This window comes from Neobacillus sp. (genome assembly GCF_031988165.1).
Classification (GTDB): Bacteria; Bacillota; Bacilli; order Bacillales; family Cytobacillaceae; genus Neobacillus; species Neobacillus rhizosphaerae.
Map to the genome: position 1 here is coordinate 24,119 of NZ_DALZYO010000007.1, position 21,321 is coordinate 45,439.

The 21,321-nt window shown below is 35.6% G+C and carries 21 protein-coding genes and 1 riboswitch; of the genes, 8 read left to right on the forward strand and 13 right to left on the reverse strand.

Going from position 1 to position 21,321, the window contains the following annotated elements; translation table 11 throughout:
• Nucleotides 1-231 precede the first annotated feature (231 nt).
• Nucleotides 232-1,569: a sigma-54 interaction domain-containing protein gene (locus tag RTR43_RS05585; protein WP_312470292.1), complete on the forward strand. Its 1,338-nt coding sequence runs from the start codon at nucleotides 232-234 to the stop codon at nucleotides 1,567-1,569.
• 116 nt (nucleotides 1,570-1,685) lie between these two features.
• The gene (locus RTR43_RS05590; protein ID WP_312470441.1) at nucleotides 1,686-2,912 is read left to right on the forward strand and encodes an acetyl-CoA acetyltransferase; all 1,227 of its coding nucleotides are present in this window, start codon (nucleotides 1,686-1,688) and stop codon (nucleotides 2,910-2,912) included.
• A gap of 402 nt (nucleotides 2,913-3,314) precedes the next feature.
• On the opposite strand, the gene RTR43_RS05595 is transcribed toward RTR43_RS05590, so the two are convergent.
• Nucleotides 3,315-4,076 (reverse strand): GNAT family N-acetyltransferase, encoded by a 762-nt coding sequence (locus tag RTR43_RS05595; RefSeq protein ID WP_312470294.1) that lies wholly within the window; start codon nucleotides 4,074-4,076, stop codon nucleotides 3,315-3,317.
• Nucleotides 4,077-4,360: 284 nt separating this feature from the next.
• On the opposite strand from RTR43_RS05595, the gene RTR43_RS05600 reads away from it, so the two are divergent.
• Nucleotides 4,361-5,401: a beta-carotene 15,15'-monooxygenase gene (locus RTR43_RS05600; RefSeq protein ID WP_312470296.1), complete on the forward strand. Its 1,041-nt coding sequence runs from the start codon at nucleotides 4,361-4,363 to the stop codon at nucleotides 5,399-5,401.
• Nucleotides 5,402-5,571: 170 nt separating this feature from the next.
• Here the strand turns inward: RTR43_RS05600 and RTR43_RS05605 are convergent, their stop codons facing one another.
• The 3 genes from RTR43_RS05605 to RTR43_RS05615 form a co-directional block, all read right to left on the reverse strand.
• Entirely contained in the window at nucleotides 5,572-6,453 is an 882-nt protein-coding gene (locus RTR43_RS05605) for an aminoglycoside 6-adenylyltransferase (protein ID WP_312470298.1), read from the reverse strand.
• A 229-nt stretch (nucleotides 6,454-6,682) separates the two neighbouring features.
• On the reverse strand, nucleotides 6,683-7,033 hold the full coding sequence (locus tag RTR43_RS05610; protein WP_312470299.1) for a hypothetical protein: 351 nt from the start codon (nucleotides 7,031-7,033) through the stop codon (nucleotides 6,683-6,685).
• A gap of 220 nt (nucleotides 7,034-7,253) precedes the next feature.
• Entirely contained in the window at nucleotides 7,254-7,754 is a 501-nt protein-coding gene (locus RTR43_RS05615; RefSeq protein ID WP_312470300.1) for a DUF1062 domain-containing protein, read from the reverse strand.
• Nucleotides 7,755-8,280: 526 nt separating this feature from the next.
• Here RTR43_RS05615 and RTR43_RS05620 point away from each other — a divergent pair.
• Nucleotides 8,281-8,865, forward strand: a complete 585-nt coding sequence (locus RTR43_RS05620; protein WP_312470301.1) for a M15 family metallopeptidase — start codon at nucleotides 8,281-8,283, stop codon at nucleotides 8,863-8,865.
• Nucleotides 8,866-9,264: 399 nt separating this feature from the next.
• Nucleotides 9,265-9,546 (forward strand): YggT family protein, encoded by a 282-nt coding sequence (locus tag RTR43_RS05625; RefSeq protein ID WP_312470303.1) that lies wholly within the window; start codon nucleotides 9,265-9,267, stop codon nucleotides 9,544-9,546.
• Between the two features lie 753 nt (nucleotides 9,547-10,299).
• On the opposite strand, the gene RTR43_RS05630 is transcribed toward RTR43_RS05625, so the two are convergent.
• Both RTR43_RS05630 and RTR43_RS05635 read right to left on the reverse strand, forming a co-directional pair.
• Nucleotides 10,300-10,536 (reverse strand): hypothetical protein, encoded by a 237-nt coding sequence (locus RTR43_RS05630; RefSeq protein ID WP_312470305.1) that lies wholly within the window; start codon nucleotides 10,534-10,536, stop codon nucleotides 10,300-10,302.
• Between the two features lie 193 nt (nucleotides 10,537-10,729).
• Nucleotides 10,730-10,814: riboswitch (cyclic di-GMP riboswitch) on the reverse strand.
• Nucleotides 10,815-11,516: 702 nt separating this feature from the next.
• Nucleotides 11,517-11,978 (reverse strand): GNAT family N-acetyltransferase, encoded by a 462-nt coding sequence (locus RTR43_RS05635; RefSeq protein ID WP_312470306.1) that lies wholly within the window; start codon nucleotides 11,976-11,978, stop codon nucleotides 11,517-11,519.
• A gap of 240 nt (nucleotides 11,979-12,218) precedes the next feature.
• Between RTR43_RS05635 and RTR43_RS05640 the strand changes: the two genes are divergently transcribed.
• Entirely contained in the window at nucleotides 12,219-13,892 is a 1,674-nt protein-coding gene (locus RTR43_RS05640; RefSeq protein ID WP_312470307.1) for a ribonuclease J, read from the forward strand.
• A 95-nt stretch (nucleotides 13,893-13,987) separates the two neighbouring features.
• Here the strand turns inward: RTR43_RS05640 and RTR43_RS05645 are convergent, their stop codons facing one another.
• The gene (locus RTR43_RS05645) at nucleotides 13,988-15,238 is read right to left on the reverse strand and encodes a serpin family protein (RefSeq protein WP_312470308.1); all 1,251 of its coding nucleotides are present in this window, start codon (nucleotides 15,236-15,238) and stop codon (nucleotides 13,988-13,990) included.
• Nucleotides 15,239-15,652: 414 nt separating this feature from the next.
• On the opposite strand from RTR43_RS05645, the gene RTR43_RS05650 reads away from it, so the two are divergent.
• Nucleotides 15,653-15,835, forward strand: a complete 183-nt coding sequence (locus tag RTR43_RS05650; protein ID WP_312470309.1) for a hypothetical protein — start codon at nucleotides 15,653-15,655, stop codon at nucleotides 15,833-15,835.
• A 205-nt stretch (nucleotides 15,836-16,040) separates the two neighbouring features.
• On the opposite strand, the gene RTR43_RS05655 is transcribed toward RTR43_RS05650, so the two are convergent.
• The 5 genes from RTR43_RS05655 to RTR43_RS05675 all read right to left on the reverse strand — a co-directional run bounded on the left by RTR43_RS05655 (nucleotide 16,041) and on the right by RTR43_RS05675 (nucleotide 17,695).
• Nucleotides 16,041-16,262 (reverse strand): YdbC family protein, encoded by a 222-nt coding sequence (locus RTR43_RS05655; protein ID WP_312470310.1) that lies wholly within the window; start codon nucleotides 16,260-16,262, stop codon nucleotides 16,041-16,043.
• Nucleotides 16,263-16,315: 53 nt separating this feature from the next.
• Complete coding sequence (locus RTR43_RS05660; RefSeq protein ID WP_312470311.1) at nucleotides 16,316-16,519, reverse strand: hypothetical protein; 204 nt, start codon at nucleotides 16,517-16,519, stop codon at nucleotides 16,316-16,318.
• 134 nt (nucleotides 16,520-16,653) lie between these two features.
• A complete protein-coding gene (locus tag RTR43_RS05665) occupies nucleotides 16,654-17,223 on the reverse strand; it encodes an HNH endonuclease (RefSeq protein ID WP_312470312.1) in 570 nt (189 codons plus the stop codon).
• A gap of 56 nt (nucleotides 17,224-17,279) precedes the next feature.
• Entirely contained in the window at nucleotides 17,280-17,510 is a 231-nt protein-coding gene (locus tag RTR43_RS05670) for a hypothetical protein (protein ID WP_312470313.1), read from the reverse strand.
• A gap of 47 nt (nucleotides 17,511-17,557) precedes the next feature.
• Nucleotides 17,558-17,695, reverse strand: coding sequence for a hypothetical protein (locus tag RTR43_RS05675; RefSeq protein WP_312470314.1), 138 nt, complete (start codon nucleotides 17,693-17,695; stop codon nucleotides 17,558-17,560).
• Between the two features lie 264 nt (nucleotides 17,696-17,959).
• Here RTR43_RS05675 and RTR43_RS05680 point away from each other — a divergent pair, with 264 nt between their 5' ends.
• A complete protein-coding gene (locus RTR43_RS05680) occupies nucleotides 17,960-18,358 on the forward strand; it encodes a (deoxy)nucleoside triphosphate pyrophosphohydrolase (protein ID WP_312470315.1) in 399 nt (132 codons plus the stop codon).
• A 19-nt stretch (nucleotides 18,359-18,377) separates the two neighbouring features.
• Here RTR43_RS05680 and RTR43_RS05685 read toward each other — a convergent pair whose 3' ends face one another.
• Nucleotides 18,378-21,191, reverse strand: coding sequence for a DEAD/DEAH box helicase (locus RTR43_RS05685; protein WP_312470316.1), 2,814 nt, complete (start codon nucleotides 21,189-21,191; stop codon nucleotides 18,378-18,380).
• Nucleotides 21,192-21,321: the final 130 nt, after the last annotated feature.

A 21,321-nucleotide genomic window follows, 5' to 3' on the forward strand; every position in this document is an offset into this window, starting at 1 on the left:
CCTCTTCTTTCGAATAATGATTTGGTAGCTATGTTAGCGAATGGTGTTGTTAAAACTGAGCCATTTATTAAATAACAATGCAATTACTATGCCAATAGTAAAATAGTAAAAATAATCAAAAAATAAAGGGATTCACTTTGGAAATGATGAATAATAGAATCAGTTGATGAAAATAAGAATCAGTTGTTGAATAAATTTATACAGGGTTTTTGACGAAAGGAGAGAATCTAATTGCTCGAATTATTCCAGCAAGTATTTGATTCCAGCTATGATGGTCTATGTATTGTAGATGCTGACGGATATGGCGTAGCGATCAATAAGGCTGCATGTAGGATTTGTTCGTATTTGGAATCAGAATTTATTGGGACAAATGTAAGAGATGCCTTAAAAAATGGGACTATTAGCGATTCAATTTCCTTAAAAGTTTTGAAGTACAAACGGCCTATTACACAAGTCATCAATATTAAAGGAATTGATGTGTTAATAACTGGGAGCCCCATAAAAAATAAAAAAAATCAAATTTCCCATATTGTTTTAAATATCCGTGATATCGGCGAATTAAACAACATCAAAATCGATCAATTGTTAACGATTGCACTCAAAAGGAAGCATCATCATATTAGTGAGATGAATATTTACGATGAACTCCCAGATTTTGAGGGGATTGTTGCCAAAAGCCCATCATTTCGAAAGGTACTCACGATATGTGCAAAAATTGCTCAAGTAGATTCGACTATTCTCATTAATGGAGAATCTGGCACAGGGAAAGAAGTAGTATTAAATTTCATCCATAAGCTGAGTAAACGGGTAAATCAACCATTAATAAAAGTGAATTGTGCCGCAATCCCTCAGCATCTACTAGAATCAGAGCTCTTTGGATATGAGAAAGGAGCTTTTACAGGTGCCGACAGCCGAGGTAAACCTGGATTATTTGAACAAGCAAACGGGGGAACCATTTTTTTAGATGAAATTGGAGATATGCCTCTAGATTTGCAATCAAAATTTCTACGGGTACTTCAAGAATTTGAAATCACCAGAATCGGGGGAAGAAAAAGCATCAAAATTAATGTACGTGTTGTCTCAGCAACGAATAAAAACTTAGAGCAGCTCGTGAACGATGGGATCTTCAGACAAGACCTATTTTATCGTTTGAATATCATTCCGATTAAAATCCCACCATTACGAGAAAGAATTGAAGATATTGCACCACTTGCCTACCATTTCCTTCAGAAAACAAATAAAAAATATGGATTAAAGAAGAGATTCGCTAATGATACGATCCATTTATTTGAAGAATACGATTGGCCTGGAAATATTCGTGAGATAGAAAATTTAATTGAGCGGTTAGCTGTTACAATTGATCACGATGAAATTCAATGGACAGATCTCCCTTTCATTCATCCTTCTACAGGAAACCCAAATCAACAGCCCTTGAAAAAAATTCTCCAAGACTTGGAGAAAAAAATAATCAAAGAAAAATTAAAGGAATTTAAGACAACTCGTAAAACTGCAGATGCACTCGGTATAAGTCAATCCGCACTCGTCAAGAAATTGAAACGCTTTCAATAATTTCTGGCATAAATATTGCATTTAAAAAATAAATAGGGAGTGAACTCAAAGATTTTCGTTCATTTTCATTGATCATCACTTAAATCATTTTTATAAGGAGGTAATAAAGATTGGGAATGTCAAAAGTTTATGTGCTCGGCGGGTACCAAACAGATTTTTCTAAAAATTGGGCACGGGAAGGGAAAGACATATTTGATATTTTGAAATGTAGTGTTGAAGGTGCACTTCAGGCAGCAAAAATTGAACCGAGTGAAGTTGATGTTTGCCATATCGGAAATTTTATTGGAGAGCTAGGGAGCAAGCAAGGACAGCTTGGAGGATTATTTGCTTCGATTCATCCCGCTTTCTCTGGAGTTCCAGCAAGTCGCCATGAAGCAGCTTGTGCATCAGGCAGCATTGCCATTCTTGCAGCGGCTGCTGAAATTGAAGCAGACCGTTACCATTTAGCTTGTGTAACTGGGGTAGAATTGCTGCGCAATGTACCTGGAGAACAAGCGGCAAATAACCTTGGTGTCGCCTGTTGGACAGGGAGAGAAGCACAGGATGCTACATACCCCTGGCCTTATTTATTTAATCGTTTAATTGATGTTTATGATGAACGATACGGAATTCGCTATGAGCATTTGGCTGAAATTGCGAAAATTAATTTTGAAAATTCGAAGCTCAATCCTAATGCTCAAACGAGAAATTGGCAATTCAATGATTATAGCTTTGTAGAAAATGATGAGCATAACCATGTTATTGAAGGGCGTGTTCGTCGCCAAGATTGTGGACAAGTAACAGACGGAGGAGCAACGATCTTTCTTGCATCCGAAAAATACGCAAAAAATTATGCCAAACGTCATGGGATACCGCTAGAAAACATCCCTGTAATCAAAGGGTGGGGGCATAAAACAGCACCGATGCTGCTTGAAGAAAAAATAAAGGAAAGTGAACATCAACGCTATGTTTTTCCCCATGTACGACAGGCAATTGAAGAAATGTTTGATCGGGCAGGACTTTCTGGGGTTAGCGATGTCGATGTAATTGAAACACATGATTGTTTTTCCATAACAGAATATATGGCAATCGACCATTTCGGTATTTCTGCCCCCGGAGAAAGCTGGAGAGCGATAGAAGCAGGTGATATTGCCTTCAATGGTCGAATCCCGGTCAATCCAAGCGGAGGATTAATCGGATTAGGTCACCCAGTCGGTGCGACAGGTATACGAATGGTCCTTGATGCATACAAACAAATTACTGGAACAGCAGGGAGTTACCAGGTAGAAGGTGTCAAAAATGTTGCTACTTTAAATATAGGAGGAAGCACAACAACCACTGTTTGTTTTGTGATTGGGGTTTAAATTAAAAAGTGAGGTTTATTAGGGAGAATAAAATATTATGTGTGAACGAATTGTTTCGCTTTTCTCTTTAGATGGTCCATACTTATACTAGCTTTTACCTGACAAGAATAGAGCACTGCTCGAGAGCAACTTGAGCACTTGTCAGGGTTCTGTTAAAAGGGGAGATACAAATCTCTCTTTTTTCTTTCCCCTTTTTAGTAGAACCAAAGCAAAAAACTCAAACGTCAGAAATCTAACATAAATAAGCCACTTTTAAAGCGATCCCCAAACATGATGGGGAATGGCAACCCGTGCTTTTTTAGTTCCGCGCCTTCTTTTTAGCCGATAGTATTTCTAGCAATAAGGAATATAGGTCATTACTCTACTATCCCTTGTAATATATCAAAATGAGAACAAAGAGTATCATTCTTCTAATAATAGTTTTGTAAGTAATTTGTCAAATTTGTTTGGACTCAACATTTCGTGTGTGATGAATTCCCCATTATAAAACAAACCAAAAGTTGTCCATATTATCGGTGAGTTTTGTGCTTCTTCTTTTGTTGTTATCCTATAAGCATGAAAGGGGACTCTTTTATCTTCTGCTACTTTTCTTAGTTCTTCCAATATACCAACAGCAAAGGGACACTGAGCTGTGTAATAAATAGATACCCCTTCATCTATGGAAGAAGTCTTTAGCTGTTTTTTAAATGAAGGTACAACAGCTTGTTCATTCCACTTCAAAGCCACTAATTGAAAATATGGTTCTGCTTGGTCTATTAACTCAAACCCCATATGTTCAAAGAAACGTTTATCACTTAAATACGGGTAATTTTTCTTTCCTACTATATGTACAATCCCATCCATACCACGATTGATTGCATCTTCTTTGCAGTAATCTAACAATTGCTTGGCATATCCATTATTTTTATATCTACCAGAAACCCATAAACAATTGATATACATATAATTGGGTGCTTGAATAGGAACCCACGCCATCTCAGCAGGTAAATATTCAATAAAAACTTTTGCACGTTCATCTAACCGATAAAAAACTAATCCTTCATCCATTCGCTCTGTCAGCCATTTCTTCTTTTCGTTTACTGCATTCTCATATTGTTTTGCACCTAATGCACAGCATATGTGTTCAGTTTCAATAGTATTTTTTGTCATCTGAATATATCCCATTTCTCCCACCACCTACGATAAATATACAAACATCATATTTCTTTTGACCCTTTATTTTTTCACTTAAACTAAACTGTCAGTTGAACAAACGAAGCTCTAATATTGATACGTTCTTAATGAATCATAGGTTTCATTAATTGGAATTAACACCTTTCCACATCAAATTGAGCAATCGATTAATGAAAAATATTATGCAAAGTTAGGAATGAAGGATATTCTAGAGTTACAGCGCATTTTCCAAAAGTAAAAAAGGAAATTGACTCAAAACGACTGAGGTGGATAGCATGGTATTCAAAAATGAATCAATACCTATTGTATGGCTTTTCTTATTATTGCTTGTGTTAGCTTCAAATTTTTCTTTATATCATTCTTCCCTTGGGGTTAACATGATGCCTGTAAATATGAATGGTGTCGTAATAGGTTCGATTCTCGATTTAACCATTCTAGCGCCAGTTTTATTTTTAGCTTGGCGACGTAAACTGAGCTGGAAGAATCTCATTGTGTTGATGGCTGGAGGACTCATTGTCGCACGCTTTATGATTCCGATGGAGTATTTGGCTCCATTTAAGGTACTCACATGGGTAGGTTTTGTCATAGAAGCTGCATTCGTTTTACTCGAAATATTATTGTTAGTGACACTCTTTAAATATTTACCCGAAATCATTCGATCTGTGCAAAAAAGTCCTCTCCCCCTTTTATTTTCCTTTTCTCATGCAGTAGACGAGAAAGTAAGGAAACATCTTGTTATCCAAGTGATTTGTTCAGAAATGCTCATGTTTTATTATGCTTTTGGCATATTGAAAAAGAAACCGCAACATAAAGCAAATACGTTTACACTGTACAAAAAATCGAGCTTAATCCCTTTTCAATTGATGATGATTCATGCGATTGTGATTGAAACACTTGGTATTCATTGGTGGTTGCATGATAAATCATTTATTTTATCGCTTATTTTGCTAGTGACAAATATTTATTCCGTCATTTTGTTTTTAGCCGATATTCAAGCAGTGCGTTTTAACCCTCTACAGGTAGAGGATGATCGTATGTATGTTTCTCTTGGATTGATGAAGCGTATGGAAATACGATGGGAGGATATTGAGGAAGTAATTGAGGATCCCAAAATATTAGAACAAAAGCTTTCGAAAAAGACGATTGATTTTGTTGCACGCGATTTTGAGAAAGTATATCCAAATGTAATCTTAAAATTAAAATGCCCAGTTGAAGTAACACTTCTAATGGGTATAAAGAGAGAATATGAACAAGTAGCGATTCGAGTAGATGAATCTGAAAAATTTAAAGAAGTGTTGAAGCAAAAGTTACAATAGCAGGCCATGTTGATTTAACTCTTAAGATTTTTTGAACAGCAAGTCTTCACCATTTTTCACCCTTCTTCAAACCAATGATTAATATAGTAAGTCCTCCACACTTCCAATGCGAACAGTGCCTGTCACTGTTCGCATTGGAAAAAACTCACAATCCACATAAGTATCGGTATTTATAATATTTCCTTTGCATCAAAAGGTAACTTTCTTACATGTTTAAGATATTCCGTCATGTTTGTATCGTCATCAACTGGATAGGTAAACAGAAAATATTCAGCTACATCTTTAGCCAAGATCCGAAACAATTCACAGGTGATAAAGATTGAATCCCATAGATTATCATAGTTACCAGCAGAATAGGTTTCTTCGTACATCGCCCAATAAGATTCTGGAAGAAATTTTTTATAATACTTTCCCATTTTTCCCGTTGAAACTTGGAAATCATGTTTTGTTCCAATCCACCATGAAACCATCTCATCCAACGAAGTCCTTGTGGTATTTTCAAACATTAATTTGGCATATGGCAATTCATCTCGCCAAATTCCTTTGGCAACGTTTTGCAAACACCACCAAAATTCACTGCAGCAACTCGTAAATTGTGGTTCTGTTGGCTTTTTTACGTAGTAGTCACTATTTGTGGGAGCGGGAATGAGGGGGAGACAATTGTCCTTATCTAATAACGGAATGGTAAGTTTGTCACTTACATAACCTTCCATCATCGATTCTCTTGTTTCAATATGAAGATCAATCCGATTTCCATCTGTAAATAGCATTAGATATCCGTAAGACCGATCAAAATTCATCTCCATCCCAAGAAGTTTGTCATTTTTATCTGGCTCTTGGATCATCAGTAAATCGCCAAAAACATCAATCCAATTCTCATCTTTAATAAAAGAGGCGGTTTCTGTCACGACATAAACAATATCGTAATCCTGAAAAATATCTTTTGGAGCATGTGGATTCGTTCTTGAACCGTTCATATAGACGGCCCGAATCCGTTTGTCTTTTCGGGCTACTCCTATTATTAAATCAAACATTTCTTTTTCACTTCTCATTGCTATTCACCTCACAAAAAGTAAATGCCACCAATCTATTTTAAGAGTTTGTGACAATTGTCCTTTACCCAATTATGTTGATCCTCCAAGAAACTAGAAGTATGGCGTCTTTCATCGGAACATGATTTCTGCTAGACGGATAATCGTACCTATTACCCAAAACACAATCATTCGAGATAACAGCTTTTTCCATTTTTCTATGTATTCATCTGGGATAACTTGATCTTCATCAAGGGTTTTTAAATCTTTTCTGATTTGATTGATCATAAATAATGGTATTAAAAAAAATATAGTAGATATTAAACTGGGGATTATACTCAGCCAATACATTTACTTTCACCTTCAAATTCATTATATTGTCTTCAATCTCATTGTAAATCTGTCCATCCCTTGCGTAAACGATTTTATCCTTATTGTACAGAAGGGGGTTCTTAGGGTTATCTTTTTCAAGCCATTTACCGTCAAGCTGATGGCTACATTTTGAAAACGAACGAGATCGCTGCTTAATACATTCTTGTAAAGAACTCCCTCTGCTCGCCTGATAAGTAACAACGGCGGTGTCTTCATTAACCCAATCCATTTTTTCTTTTAAAATTTTCAAGTTTGATGATAAATAACAAATAAAGGGTGGCCAAAAGCTGTTATCCTTTGTTCACCCTCTAAAAAAGCTAAAATATCAACAATATTTCTTATCTAGGATCTTTTTAAATGGCAACATTTCATTAAAGTAAGCTATCCATTGTTATAGCTGCTTGTGCAAGTCTATCTACTTGAGCCAAATCAAAATTACCGCCAATTTCTTATACATATATCGAAATTGTGTCATGAAGAGACACCTTTTGGCTTGGTTTCGTTAAACACCCGTTTAATAAAATCAACCCTTTTTTTATTTTGTGAACGATTTCACTCCGGCTTAAGCCCTCTATATGACTTGCAAGGGTTTGATCCAGACGAAAGCTACCCTCAACAACAGGTACCTTAATTTCAATGACTTGTTGTTCAGTTATTTCCTGTAAAATGATTTTCTCATTCTCATTTATGGTTTCAAATTCAGTTTGAATAAGTGTTTCTGGATCAACATGTTCAGAAAATGACTTATAGATGTCCAGTTTTTTATTCCAAGAATGGTTTTTTGGACATTTATAAATGGCAAACTGATAAATGTTTTTTCCGTTCGCATTATGTCTCCTAATGGTAGTGTCTGTAAAAATGGTTACCTTCCCACACATCTTACATTGCTTTTTTACCGTATCAGCTTCACGTTTTTGTCGTAAAACCAATGAAAATGTTTGCTTTTGCATTGTTTTCCACCTCGAAATGATTATTCGAGGAATACAACATCTATTTGAAAATCTTGCAGGGCGCACAAAACAAAAAAAGTTCCCCTATGTCAGGAGAACCTTTGAACGCATTGTTAAATAACTAACAGGCTGCAGTTCGCTGTATTCCTTCTGTAATGGGTTGTAGACAGACTTCTCCCGTGGTCAAAAACTGGTCAGTTTTTTAACATGAGAAGCGATCCAATTGTTTTCCATTACAGAGTAAATGTTGGCATACAGGTCACATGATCCTTTCTTTCAAACAGATTAAAACTAATTTACCATATTTTAAAAATATTTACCATAGTTTACATAAAATATCATCTCAGCAATTGGTTAGTTTAGAATATGGCTAATGGCAGAGGGATAGTTGCAGTGATGAATTCCTACTATATTGGTGAACAATGTCTGTTATTGTTTACCAGGTATATAATAATATGAAACTATGAGGCTCTGTTTTACGTCATAGATAGTGAAAAAACTTTAGATACGAAAGGAATATGTAGTTTTGAAGCTAACACGGATAGGAAAGTCATTTATTATATTTTTTCTCCTGCTTACCATGATCCTATTCTTTATTCAGTTTACTAAGAAATCCGATCCTCTTACGGATTCGAAAACAAATCAATCTGTTTCTTTACCAACTGAACTCCATCCGGTTGTGAAAGAACGGAGCAATCAATTAATCCAACATTCTGCAAAAAAAGGCATTGTGATAGTGGTTACTGATGGTTTTCGAAGTGCGGAAGAACAGGATCGACTTTATGATAAAGGCCGTACGGCAGAGGGAAATATTGTAACATTTGCAAAAGGGGGAGAGTCCTATCACAATTATGGGCTTGCCATTGATTTTGCGTTAAAAACCCCTTCAGGGAATGTGATTTGGGATAGGCAGTATGATGGAAATAAAAATGGGAAAGCAGATTGGACCGAGGTTGTTGAAATGGCAAAAGCTTTAGGGTTTGAATGGGGTGGTGATTGGGCTAAATTTAAAGATTATCCCCATTTACAAATGAATTTTGGATTGACCATTGCTAAATTACAGAAAGGGGAGAAACCTGCTGAATCATCATTAACAGCGGATACAAAATAGCTCTGAACATCCGTGTACTCATCCCTTGCTGGTGATTATGGTAACCCTAACAATATGAATAATATGGATATAATTCTTCCTTAATCTGTAGTGCCATTCCCTAAATAATGGTATGGATTTTTACCTCAACGTTCAAATCTTCAGGATCATTTCCGGCTTGACCGGCGGACTGGCAAGAAAGAATCAGACCCTTCACTTTACTCGTTAGGGTCCAATATAAAAATCAACCATTTCAATTCAATAAGTTAATTTCCTTGTGTTAAAAAATTTCCAGGATGAAGCATGAGGAAACAATTAACATGAATAATATGAAACCTTTCAGAGACCTTAAACGTATATGGTATATACCCGTACAAAGGATTGTACGATAGAAAAAATAGTATAGGCAGGAGATTTAAATTGGGCTCAAACATTTTACAACTTGGATATTATTTATTTGAGGGTTATTATTGGCTAATCTTAATCGCTATTCTAGGTTCTTGGTTTCCTAAATTTCAATCAACAAAGGTTGGGGAATGGATCTACAAACTAGTCGACCCTTATTTAAACCTTTTCAGGAGGTTTATCCCCCCTCTTGGTCCAATTGATTTTTCACCCATCATCGCATTATTTGCTTTAAGATATCTAGGAATATTTGCTCTTGAAGGTCTTCGCCAATCATTGAATGCTATAGGAATTTAAGAGGGAATAAGCTTACAAAAATAATGATAAAGTGGCTGTGATTTCGTTGCGTTTTTTGTCCGAAATAATGGCTATCTTCCGTTTTTGGTAGTAAAGAGAAGTTTTATAACTCCTATCAGAACCTTTCATACACGGCGGATATTTTTTGTAAGTCTAATTACGCATTCTTCATCATTACTTAATGTAAGGTTAATAGCTCTATAACAACTAAGACATAGTTTAGTAATATTGTTACATTATAGTAGTTAATAGAGGGGATAGCATGCGTGGCTATCATGGTATTTGGCGTAGGTGGAGCCGATACATAACAAGAAGTAAGGAGCAAGCGGTTTTTAGATTAGCTTAAGTTCCTCTTTTACAGCACAGCTTTGATGTTCGTGAATAAACTATTGCTTGGTTAGGTTCAAGCCAATGGAGGAAATGGTTTTCTTCCATTGGCCTTCCAATCGATTACCAATTATTTCATTTGAAATATAGGTTATTAGGGAAGCTTATTTTTTGTAAATGAAAAATCTGCATTTTACACAATGCAGACTTTTTTTTCATTCGCTATGTCATTGAGATTAATTAAATACATACGTATGTTTTCTTGTTTTGATTGAACAAAGTTTTGCAAGCTGTCAGGGATAAGCTTGTCATTACACTCGAGAGTATCAGGATTCAAGGAGACCTTTAACCAGGCATCTTCTTGCGTATCCAAACATTTGACTGTCACTTTTTGTCTCTTATATATAACTCCTACAATGTGATATCTCATTCGGCTGTCACCCGCATTTCTAATTTGAATAGTTTATAAGATGCCTGTGTAAGGTTTTCAAGGCATTCCACTCGTATTCTTTCTTCACAGACAAAATCATTAAGCAATTCACTCTTTAACCTAGAGCAGATCATCGAAATATGATCATGAGTCAGCCTATTTAAAGGGTTTTGTGCTGCAACTCTTAGAATTTCTTTTTCAAAGTACTCGACAGAACCAAATAAAACAGTCACTATGATCTCCACCCTTCCCCGAAAATAATTAAAATAATTGCAATTCCTAATACTAACAAGACGATAAACCGCTGAAACCGCTTTCCTATTTTCTACTCCTTTCTTTTTATAAAAGAAAAAGTCCACCCCAAAAAAGAATGATGGACAAAAAATGTTTGGCAATAACAAACCTTTAATTGTATATCCGATTCTTTTTGGCAACCCGGCTATCCTAGCACTTTCGCCTTAGACCCGTAGCTTTGCGTCCCCACCTTTCGATAGGTTTGCCTTTTTCAATTGATACTTTTATACTATATCGGAAAATACCAATTTTCAACAAAATTCTTCATAATTTGCCCAAATATGACAAATATGATTATTTCATCATCCATCTATAGTCCTATAAAAGAGATAGTGTAAGGAATTAAAGCTGTGAAACTGCTTAAATAAAAAAGATAAAGGTTATCCTGCACCGTTTAGGATAACTTTTTTTTAAAAAAAAATCTCATTAAAAATAGAACCTCATGGTCCGTCCTTCCTATCAGCCTGTTTCCTTGCAACTATTTCCTACCTTTTCTATTTTTAAAAATATGACAAAGGCGACCAGTACCCATCACTGCTCGCCTATGTTAGAGTCCAATATCAAATGGATTCCCAGTCAATATAGATGGTGGATATCTGAAACTAGCAACCAGTGCCTATTTCAAATCTCCTTGAAATTTGACAATAAATTTACAATTAACATATAAAGAGTTAACAAATTTCTTATATACTGAGTTTGTAAAAAAAAAATTCTAAAGGAGTTGCCATGATGATGGAATTGATAATTCGACTGGTTATTTTGATTCCTTTTTGCACACTTCTTTGTCCTTAATAAACCACAAAAACAGTATTTCTAGGTTTGCTTAAGTGTCTCGTTAACTGCACAGCTTAAGTGTTCGTGAAATAGACATTCTATCGCTTAAACAGGTTCAATCCAATCGAGGAAATGGCCCTTTTTTTTATAAATCCTTCTCAAACATAACCATATCCAATGCCCTAATTCCATTCTCAAAAATAGGTTCTAGATAATTTTTGAAGAAATCTCTCTTAATTTCAACCATCCTAAACCCAAGCTTTTGATAAAATGCTAAGTTATCTATACTTGAATTAGCCGTACCCACAATCATTTTATCTAGTCCCTTAATTTTATATAAATGGAAAGCTTCTTTAACTACTAATTTTCCTAAGCCATTCCCTCGGTAATCTTCGGTTAAAGCGATATTTTTAAGCTCGACAATTCCATTCGGATGGAAAGTAAATAAAACTACTCCCGCAGTTTTTCCTTCACAGCAAATCGCGAACATCTCTCCATCATTTATGTACTCTCTGACGATTTCTTCGCTTTCATCTGCTAGAAGGAGATAGTCTAGAAATGAATTTCTTTTCTCCGTTTCAATTGCCTCCAATTGAACTTCCCGCATTGTCATCCCTCCCATAACACACCCTAATTTTAACACAAATTGGTAATGAAAATTAATTTAACCTTGGACTTAAAAATACTCACACCAATTCAAATGGCAAACAGTTCCAGTCACTGTTTGCCATTAAACCTCTCCAAGCAGAAAACCTAACTGTATTTGAATTCCCTCATGACTAAACTAAATAAAGAATTTTAAAAATGGAATACTAACATTATCTAATTAGAATGGGGAGGTATAAAAATGAAAACCACTGAAAATACATTATCTATTTTTGCTTTAGGCGGTATCAATGAAATCGGAAAAAACATGTATGTGGTCCAATATGCAGATGATATCATCATTATCGACTGTGGTGGTAAATTTCCAGATGAGAGTTTATTAGGAATTGATTTAATTATTCCAGATGTTACTTACTTAGAAGAGAATAAGGAAAAAATCCGTGCTTTAATCGTAACACATGGGCACGAAGATCATATTGGGGGAATTCCTTACCTGTTACGAAAATTAAATGTCCCCATTTATGCCACACGTTTTACACTTGGTTTAATTGAATTAAAACTAGATGAACATCGGCTAACAAGGGATACAAAACTCATTCCAATTAATTCAGATTCTAAGCTTGAGTTGGGAGAGGTGAATGTATCCTTTTTCAAGGTAAGCCATAGTATTCCTGATTGTTTAGGGATTGTCTTTCATACCCCTGAAGGGAATGTTGTTCATACCGGAGACTTCAAATTCGATTTAACCCCTGCGAATAACCAATATACAGATATTCATAAAATGGCTGCTATTGGTCAGCAAGGAGTCTTAGTTTTAATCTCTGAAAGTACGAATGCAGAACGAACAGGCCTGACACCATCAGAGCGAATGGTAGGCAGCCATATGGACGAGGCTTTCATGAAAGCTGATGGAAAAATTTTTATTTCGACCTTCGCTTCGAATGTGAATCGTGTTCAGCAAGTGGTCGAATCTTGCAGGAAGACGAATCGAAAGCTTGCTTTGCTTGGCCGAAGTATGGTCAATGTCGTCTCAGTAGCGATCGAACGTGGATATTTAACCATTCCGGATGGGATGCTGATAGAATCAAAAGAAGCTGATCAACTAGCAGCTGAAAAGGTTGCCATTCTATGTACGGGGAGTCAAGGAGAGCCAATGGCTGCTCTTGCCCGCCTCTCTAGCGGAAATTTTCGGGATATTTCCATTTATCCCGGAGACACCGTTATTTTAGCAGCATCCCCAATCCCCGGGAATGAAAAAGATGTTTCACGTATTATCGACAACTTATTTCAACTGGGAGCGAAAGTGATTTATGGATCAGGAAGCACAACAGGCATGCATGTTTCTGGACACGGATACCAGGAAGACTTAAAGCTCATGCTTACCTTAATGAAGCCAACCTATTTTATTCCTGTGCATGGTGAATTTAGAATGCTGCACCATCATCGTTTGCTCGCTGAATCGGTTGGAGTTGAGAAAGGTAACACTTTTATTATGAAAAATGGTGATGTTGTTGATATCGAAAACTCTATTGCCCGTCAGACTCGGAAGATCCCATCAGGGGATACGTATGTTGACGGAATGGGCGTCGGCGATGTAGGGGAAATCGTGTTACGAGACCGAAAACAACTTTCTGAGGATGGAATGCTCGTTATTGTTTTAACATTAAGTAAAACAGACAGAAAAATTATTCAAGGACCTGACACGATTACTCGTGGTTTCGTATTCGTAAAAGATTCTGAAGATCTCATAAGAGAGATTAACCGCCTCGTTAAAAAAACGGTTAATGACTTACAAACAGAGAATATTCGGCAGTGGAATGTCATCAAACAAAATATTAAAAAATCAGTAGGCCAATATTTATTCGCCAAAACGAAGAGAAAGCCAATGATTCTCCCGATCATTATTGAAATTTAATTACCCTCAAAAATGCTTCCACGAAAAAATTAACCATAAAGCTTCCACAACAGGAAGCTTTATAAAAAATTTAGTTAGTTCTCTCAGGTAAATGACTACTTTTTTTCCTGTGGATTGGAAATCGAACCCATGAATAATACCATGCCCGTTTCATCATCTGTAATGGCAAAGAAAAATGGTCGATTCACTTCCATCTGGAATGGTCCATCCTCGGGAGCCGACGTTGTAGCCATCCCTACCGACGTTGCACCAGCCGCTTCTGTACCTTCTTCATTCACATCAATAAAAGTTTTTTGTTTTACTTTACTAATCCATAGCGGATCAGACTCTTTAATCATTTTCGTAAAATTTGCATCTTCAGCAAATGCTGTCGTCATACCAAGTCTCTTTAATGGTTCATTCATCAATACTTCGTATTTCAGGTGAAATTTCGGCAGCAAGATTGTTCCTTCTTTTTCATTGAATTCTGAGTTCCATTTCTTCCAGTTCTCATTCGTGAGCATTTTTTTGAATTTTTCTAAACTGGAATTTTCTTTCGGGAGAAATACTTTCATGCTCATTTTACCATCGCCGTAAGGGAGAGAAACAGCCTGGAAGTCTTCATTTTCCATATAAGCCAATTTTTCATTAAGAGTCATTAGTGGCACATCTTTTGTGGTTCCGTCTTTTAAATAAAAAGTACGTTGCTTTGTTTGTTTTTTTTCAAATTCATACTTCCAATCTCCTTTAAAATAAATCGCATTAATGAGGATGGCCACTAAATCAGGATCTAAAGGTGCATCAACAATTTTTTCTATTTTATCATTCGTCGATTTTTTAACCCAATCATTGATCTTTTTTGGAGACTGACTATCGGCTATATCAATTTCTTGTATTTTAGCATTAAAATAATCTCTGTTATTTTGAGCAAAATCGGTCTGAAAATGAAAATTTTCATTTAACCAAATCGAGTTAGCGACATTCAGCTGAATTTGCTTTGAGTTACTATGAAGCTTTGACATCATTGATGCATTCGCTTTATTCAGCTCGGTTACATCCATTCCTTCATTCTGCAAAACCTTTGCTATTTCTGTTTTCGTCACCCCATCGGCTCCATTATATATCATGGACAACGCCATGAATAAACTCATCGGAGAAATGAAGGTATTGCCATTTCCATCCGCCTCTACTTCCGACAACAATTCCAATCCCAATTTATTGTTGAAGGGAATGACTTTTTTATAATCGTCCTTGCTAAAGTCTACATCGCTAGAGATTTCCAAACTTCCTGGCTTATTTCCCGTTCCACAACCCGTCACCAATAAAAAGAAACTCACAAGTATAATTGGAGCTATTAATTTCTTCAATTTTTCAAACACCCCTTTACTACATCAGACTGAATGAATCAGGAAAAGTTTCAGCAATCACACTGGAAAACAAACTCTCATTGGTCATTGGGGCGAGCCTCTTGTTCATGAACATACTGGCCAAATACAAGAGAGACACCTTCTGAATCAAGTAATGTAAACGGTTCTAACAGACCCGCCACTTCACTATTAAAATTTACTAATGATTAACATCTAGGACATATTTTATTAATAATAAGGCGTTATAGTACATAGTAGAGGGGATAGCATGCGTGGCTATCATAGTATTGGGCGAAGGTGGAGCCGATACTGCATGGCAGCTTAATAGTTCTTTAACATCTTCTTCATCCTATCTTAAAATACCAATTATATAATGATATTGTGTACTTCATTAATAATGAAAGGAGGATATATATGTATTTGAAAAAGCTAACTGAAAATAGAATGATTACAATTGATTATTTTACAAATGGAATCTTACAAACGATTAAAGGGCGTGTATATTGCCTTAATTTAAGAGAACAATTACTTTCATTAATAGATGAAAAACAAAGGGTTTTCTCCATCCGTTTATCTGGTATTAGAGAAATTTATTAATTCATTAATGATTCAACTTTTTATTTATCAAATAAGACCAATTTAACTAACACATTTCCTTAAACCTTATTAGTCTAGGGGTTTTTTTCGTCTAAAAATAATTCTGAGATTTAGACCTCTTTCTCTCAACCAAATTGTTTCTTCTTTCAACTGACAAAAAAAGAGCCAACCGCTTAAATCCCAGTTAGCCCTCAAACCATTCTGTTTACAACTCCAACCCATTTAACAAATCCCTCAAAACCTTTAACTCTTCAACGTTCAGCGTTACACCCTTGCCCATCTTTTCATGCTCAGGGGCCCAATCACGCAAATCATACTTTGGTTCTTTTCCGTTCCAGCTAATAAGATTGAGTTCTTTGTTCCAGCCTTTTGGGGATTGTGAAATGGCCCCGACGGTTTCTTTTATTTCGAATTTGATTTCTGCCACGGTTTTACCTCCATTAAAAAACATAATCATTACTAGGATCTGCAACATCCTACTTATTTAAAGAGCTTTTTGATCAGTTTAAAAATGTCAAAGCTTGTTCGATTGTAAACTTTGTTATAAGCATATTTCTTAGGGTCTCTAACCCAGCCAAAACCCCTTGGCATTTTCAATCCTGCTCTGTGGACAATCTGTCTTTTGATGCTGGTTCTAGCTGAAATTCTTCCTTTCACGCTTGGCTTTCTAAATCCAAATTTCATAGGAGCACCTCCTCTGATATTACCAATGATCCAGTGCGATTTAAAGAACCTAGATTTTAACCTTGGCTCTTTGTTTGAATCCCCTTTAAAGTTAATACCTTAAGTTTTGAAAAGGATTTTTATCTCTTTTCTTGTTAGTACTCCAGGTTTTTCTTAATTTTCTGTTTAATAGCAAAAGCTAATTCTTGTGCTTTTCTCATATCTTCATGAAGTTTCTCACAGTTATTCCAATGTTCTTTCCATATGTCTGCATCAACGATACTTTCAAAATCTATCGGTTTTACATTTCCCCATTTCTCATACTTTGTAAGACACTTAATCCGGCCCTCTAAATCGTCCACCATTCTTATTTTCGGAGAAAGAACAGCCTCACTTACAATCCACTCATTCCAAAGCTTATTTCCTTTAGATTGATTACATTTCCCACATGCTGGAACTAAATTATATATATCTGAAATATATCCTGTCGGCTTTTTATTTTTTACTATTGAACGTAGATGATCCCATTCAGTTGATTTATCACCACAGTAGGCACAGCGGAGGTCATCTGCATCTAGTTCTAATATTCCAAGCGCTTCTTTCACCTCCATTTCGGTCGGATAAATATACGGAATAATCCCATTAACAAAGGAGTTTGTGATACTTGAGCTTCTTGCTGAAATATTTACTTGTTTTGGCATTTGAAAAGCCTTTAGTGCATTCATTTTGGTATCTCCCTGCTCGTGACTTCTAATTTACTTCTTCAATCTCTTTACTCCATTTATTTTTCATTTAGAAGGACCAATTTTCCCCTTTGGTTTACACATAAATCCGCCCATACTAATATGCAAGCAATTGGCGTAATTCTACGAAAGACATTCTTACCTAGTTGTTTACCATACACCTTAAAAGCAATTCGCCCTTCGATAGAATCAATCGGCAAGCCAGACTCACCTAATTTGTAATTCATTGCGTCCCCTTTAAGTGCCCAGCCATTTTTCTCCTTTAACAACGCAATCGTCTCTTCGAAAACTTCCCAAGGTAAAAAAGATTGACTGGCTAAATTACTAACATTAATGCATTTTCAGTTAAAATTGCTTGAAATGTTTTTTGTCCTTTATATAATGGAATTTCTGCTGAATGACCACTTTCTAAAAATTTTTCTTTTATTTGTTCTATTGCGTCCGTCGTTACCAAAATATCACTCCTGATTAACCTTCAAAATTGTCGCATCTTAATGATAGAACATAAGGATTTATTTTCCAATAAAAACAATAGGAAAAGTGGATTTTTAATAATACTAAGCTTTGTAGATGAGAAACAAGCGGAACCTCCTAGATTTTTTTGCTAATCAAGTTAATCAACAGCTAAGGTTAGCTACTACAAAAAGTGCATTTTAAAGAATCTTCTCTAAAAAAATGATAACATTATGTCTAGAAATCAACCTTGTAGGAGGCTAGCATGAAAAAACTCGTAAAAGTTGTCGCAGCGATTATTGAAAATGATCAGAATGAAATCCTTTGTGCTCTTAGGTCCCCAGAAATGTCTATCCCTAATAGGTGGGAGTTTCCAGGTGGAAAAGTGGAAGCAAATGAAGACATCTATTCAGCGTTAGAAAGAGAAATTGCAGAAGAATTAGATTGTAGGATCGAGACATTTAAAGAAGTATTTGATGACAATACCCATGAGTACGAAACATTTATTATAAATTTAATCTCGATCAAATGTAGAGTTGTCGAAGGCTCTCCTACAAAAAGTGAACACTCCAAGCTAATTTGGCTAAAAAGGGAGAATCTAGAGTCACTCAAATGGGCTCCAGCAGATATACCAGCTGTTGACCAGTTAATCCAAGAAAAATAGTCTTCTCAAAATGAGAAGACTACACTTTTTTCGTGAATTCCGTATACAGATTTGCTGGTACTTCATTCTCTAATTCCATTCTTACCGTAATCGGCTTGTCCCCTTCGAAATGAATAGAATTCCCTTTTCCAATATAAATATAGGGTTCCGTCTTACCATCAATTTCTTTGTATTTTCGAATAAACAAATGAAGATTGACTCCCCGCTGTTTATTAAATATAATATTTTTCCCTCTTTCGGACTGTTGAGTAGTATTATTTACAGATTGCCATTGGAATTCGTGTGTACTAATAAATTTATCCTTGTAGTTGATACTTTCCTTTACGTCCTCTTCTTTATGCAAATCAATAAAGAGAAAATACTCATTTCCATTTGCTAGCAAGCCTGAACCTCTAAAAGAACTATGGATTTTTCGATAGTTAGACAGCAAAGCTGCGTCTACCATTTGGTATTGCTCATAAAGTTTAAAATGCGGAACACCGTAGTAGTCTGCTTTGAATTCCTTTTCGTAACGGAAAATCCCGTAATTAATTATATCTTCAACAAACTTCCGGTAATCCTCATTTTCTAATAGCTCCGTAAACATTGCAGACTTAACCAGTGTGCCATTGCTATATTGAACTAATTTAGGCTTATTCTTTAACTGCATACTATCATAGTAGTTTTGATTCAAAGATTCAAAGGCATGTTGAACGCTATCATCATCAACATTAGATATCATCTTTACGATTTGACGAGTAGCGATTTCTAGATTAATTTCTTCATGATCTAACAAATAGCGAATGATGACAAACTCATAGATTCTCTTAAGTGGAAGCTTACTAGATAGTTCCTTCAAAGTCTCCTCAAAAGCCTCATTTTGTAAAAGGTCCTTTAAATAGTCATCCTTCTCTACTTTGGCCACGAAAGTTATATACGTTTTTTCTTTATCGATAAATTTGACAGGGTCAGGTGCGCCGTCATATTTCAGATAATCTAACAATAAATATGGAATTCTCCCCTGATTGAGCTTTTTAAATTCGAAGTACTCTTCCTTCAGATACTTCATGGAATTGAAGTTTTCGTTATCAATCTGAGCCAAAATTCTTTCTTGTGAAATCTTATCCATCTGAATATGGGTACAGCCAGGAATATTAGCAAAGCCTGTAGCAATTGCAACCTTCAAGCTTTCCTTATCATAATATCGACTTCCGTTTAAAGCTAATGCAATGAGGAACGTTTTATTATGGTTACCAATAAAATCAAGGACCGTTAAAAAGCTTTTATCCGTGTGCTTCCGCAATCCTCTTCCAAGTTGCTGAATAAACACGATTGGCGAGTTTGTTGGTCTCAACATAAGTACAGTATTAATTGAAGGAATGTCGACCCCTTCATTAAAGATATCAACTGTAAAAATAAATTCTAAATCATCATGGTCACTTTCTAATTGATTTATATAGAACTCTCTTTTTTGAGTTGAATCATCACCAGTTAAACAAACACTTTTATAGACTCTTTTATTAAATTCACTTGCCATATACTGAGCATGTTCAATACTGACGCAAAAACCAAGTCCTTTTCTTTTCTCGCCATCATGACCATAGAAATCCATTTTTTCAATAATAAAATCGACGCGTTCATTAACCTTTAACCTCTTTGTGATTTCGGCAATATCGTCAATATTAACATCACTTAGATCAACACCTTCGATATCAGTAATCCCAAAGTAATGAAAAGGAATAACCAGCTCGTCCTCTAAAGCCTCATGCAAACGGACTTCGAGTGCCACATTATTATCAAACAGATCAAATACATTATAGCCGTCGCTTCGTTCTGGCGTTGCTGTCATACCTAAAGTAAACTTCGGATCGAAATAATTTAGTACAGTTTGGTAAGTAGGGCTTGTCGCATGATGAGCTTCATCAATGATTAGATAATCGAATTCGTCTTTTTCAAATTCATGATAGCATTTCGAAATGGTTTGGATGGTGGCAAACACATAATCGACATGTTTCTGCTTATGATTACCTGTGAGCAAGCCAAAAGATAGACCCCCATTCGGTAAGAGCATTTCAAAGGTATCTTTTGCTTTTTTCAATATTTCTTCCCTATGTACTATGAAAAGGAGTTTCTTCGGTTTTAAACTTTTCACATCGAAAGCTGACATATAGGTTTTACCTGTACCGGTTGCGGCAATGACTAAAGCCTTTTTCTCCCCAAAGCTTCTCAGTCTTGCTAAATTCTCGGTTGCTCGCTTTTGCATTCTATTAGGGACAATATATTGTTTATTTTCATAGATCATTTGATGGGTTATTTGTGCACTTTTGACGCTCTTTAAAAAATCTTCATATCTACTAATAAAGTCTTGATCCGCCTCTTCACTCATATTCCAAAGATATTCATATTCCTTTAAAACATCTTGAATAAACCGGCCATTCTCTTTCGCTATAATTTCAACATTCCACTCAATATTACTTTTCAGAGCGCTTTGCGTGATATTGGAAGAGCCGATAATCACCTTATAGGTATCTTTGTACTCAAATATGTACGCCTTCGTATGGAAACCAATCTCTTTATCCGTAACAAAAACCTTTAATTCGACATTATTAAACTCTCTAATTTTTTCTAACGCCTTTGCATCTGTGAAATTTAGATAAGTTGAAGTAATAATCTTCCCTTTGATTTCCTTATTCTCTGCTTCCTTTAAAGGATCAAGGAGAAGTTGCAGCCCACTGAAATTAATGAAAGCCACACTAAAGTAAAACCGCTCACACTCGCTCATCGATTTTACTAATTCTCTTAATAGATTCCCCTTGTCGGAATTAACTATTAGTTTCTTTTCGACCGCTTCCATTATTTTTTGCCCCTAACTAAAACTTTTCTATCAAACTGTTATTTATTGGATATGTAAAATTGTACTATATTTGGACAGAAATAAAAAGATCCTCTATTTATGATGCATAGAGGATCCAATCTTATCGAGG

Coding starts and splice junctions, on each gene's coding strand:
- RTR43_RS05590 (WP_312470441.1), top strand. CDS start 1,686: ATGTCAAAAGTTTATGTGCTCGGCGGGTACCAAACAGATTTTTCTAAA.
- RTR43_RS05595 (WP_312470294.1), bottom strand. CDS start 4,076: ATGGGATATATTCAGATGACAAAAAATACTATTGAAACTGAACACATA.
- RTR43_RS05600 (WP_312470296.1), top strand. CDS start 4,361: ATGGTATTCAAAAATGAATCAATACCTATTGTATGGCTTTTCTTATTA.
- RTR43_RS05605 (WP_312470298.1), bottom strand. CDS start 6,453: ATGAGAAGTGAAAAAGAAATGTTTGATTTAATAATAGGAGTAGCCCGA.
- RTR43_RS05610 (WP_312470299.1), bottom strand. CDS start 7,033: ATGGATTGGGTTAATGAAGACACCGCCGTTGTTACTTATCAGGCGAGC.
- RTR43_RS05615 (WP_312470300.1), bottom strand. CDS start 7,754: ATGCAAAAGCAAACATTTTCATTGGTTTTACGACAAAAACGTGAAGCT.
- RTR43_RS05635 (WP_312470306.1), bottom strand. CDS start 11,978: ATGCGGGAAGTTCAATTGGAGGCAATTGAAACGGAGAAAAGAAATTCA.
- RTR43_RS05640 (WP_312470307.1), top strand. CDS start 12,219: ATGAAAACCACTGAAAATACATTATCTATTTTTGCTTTAGGCGGTATC.
- RTR43_RS05650 (WP_312470309.1), top strand. CDS start 15,653: ATGTATTTGAAAAAGCTAACTGAAAATAGAATGATTACAATTGATTAT.
- RTR43_RS05660 (WP_312470311.1), bottom strand. CDS start 16,519: ATGAAATTTGGATTTAGAAAGCCAAGCGTGAAAGGAAGAATTTCAGCT.
- RTR43_RS05665 (WP_312470312.1), bottom strand. CDS start 17,223: ATGAATGCACTAAAGGCTTTTCAAATGCCAAAACAAGTAAATATTTCA.
- RTR43_RS05680 (WP_312470315.1), top strand. CDS start 17,960: ATGAAAAAACTCGTAAAAGTTGTCGCAGCGATTATTGAAAATGATCAG.
- RTR43_RS05685 (WP_312470316.1), bottom strand. CDS start 21,191: ATGGAAGCGGTCGAAAAGAAACTAATAGTTAATTCCGACAAGGGGAAT.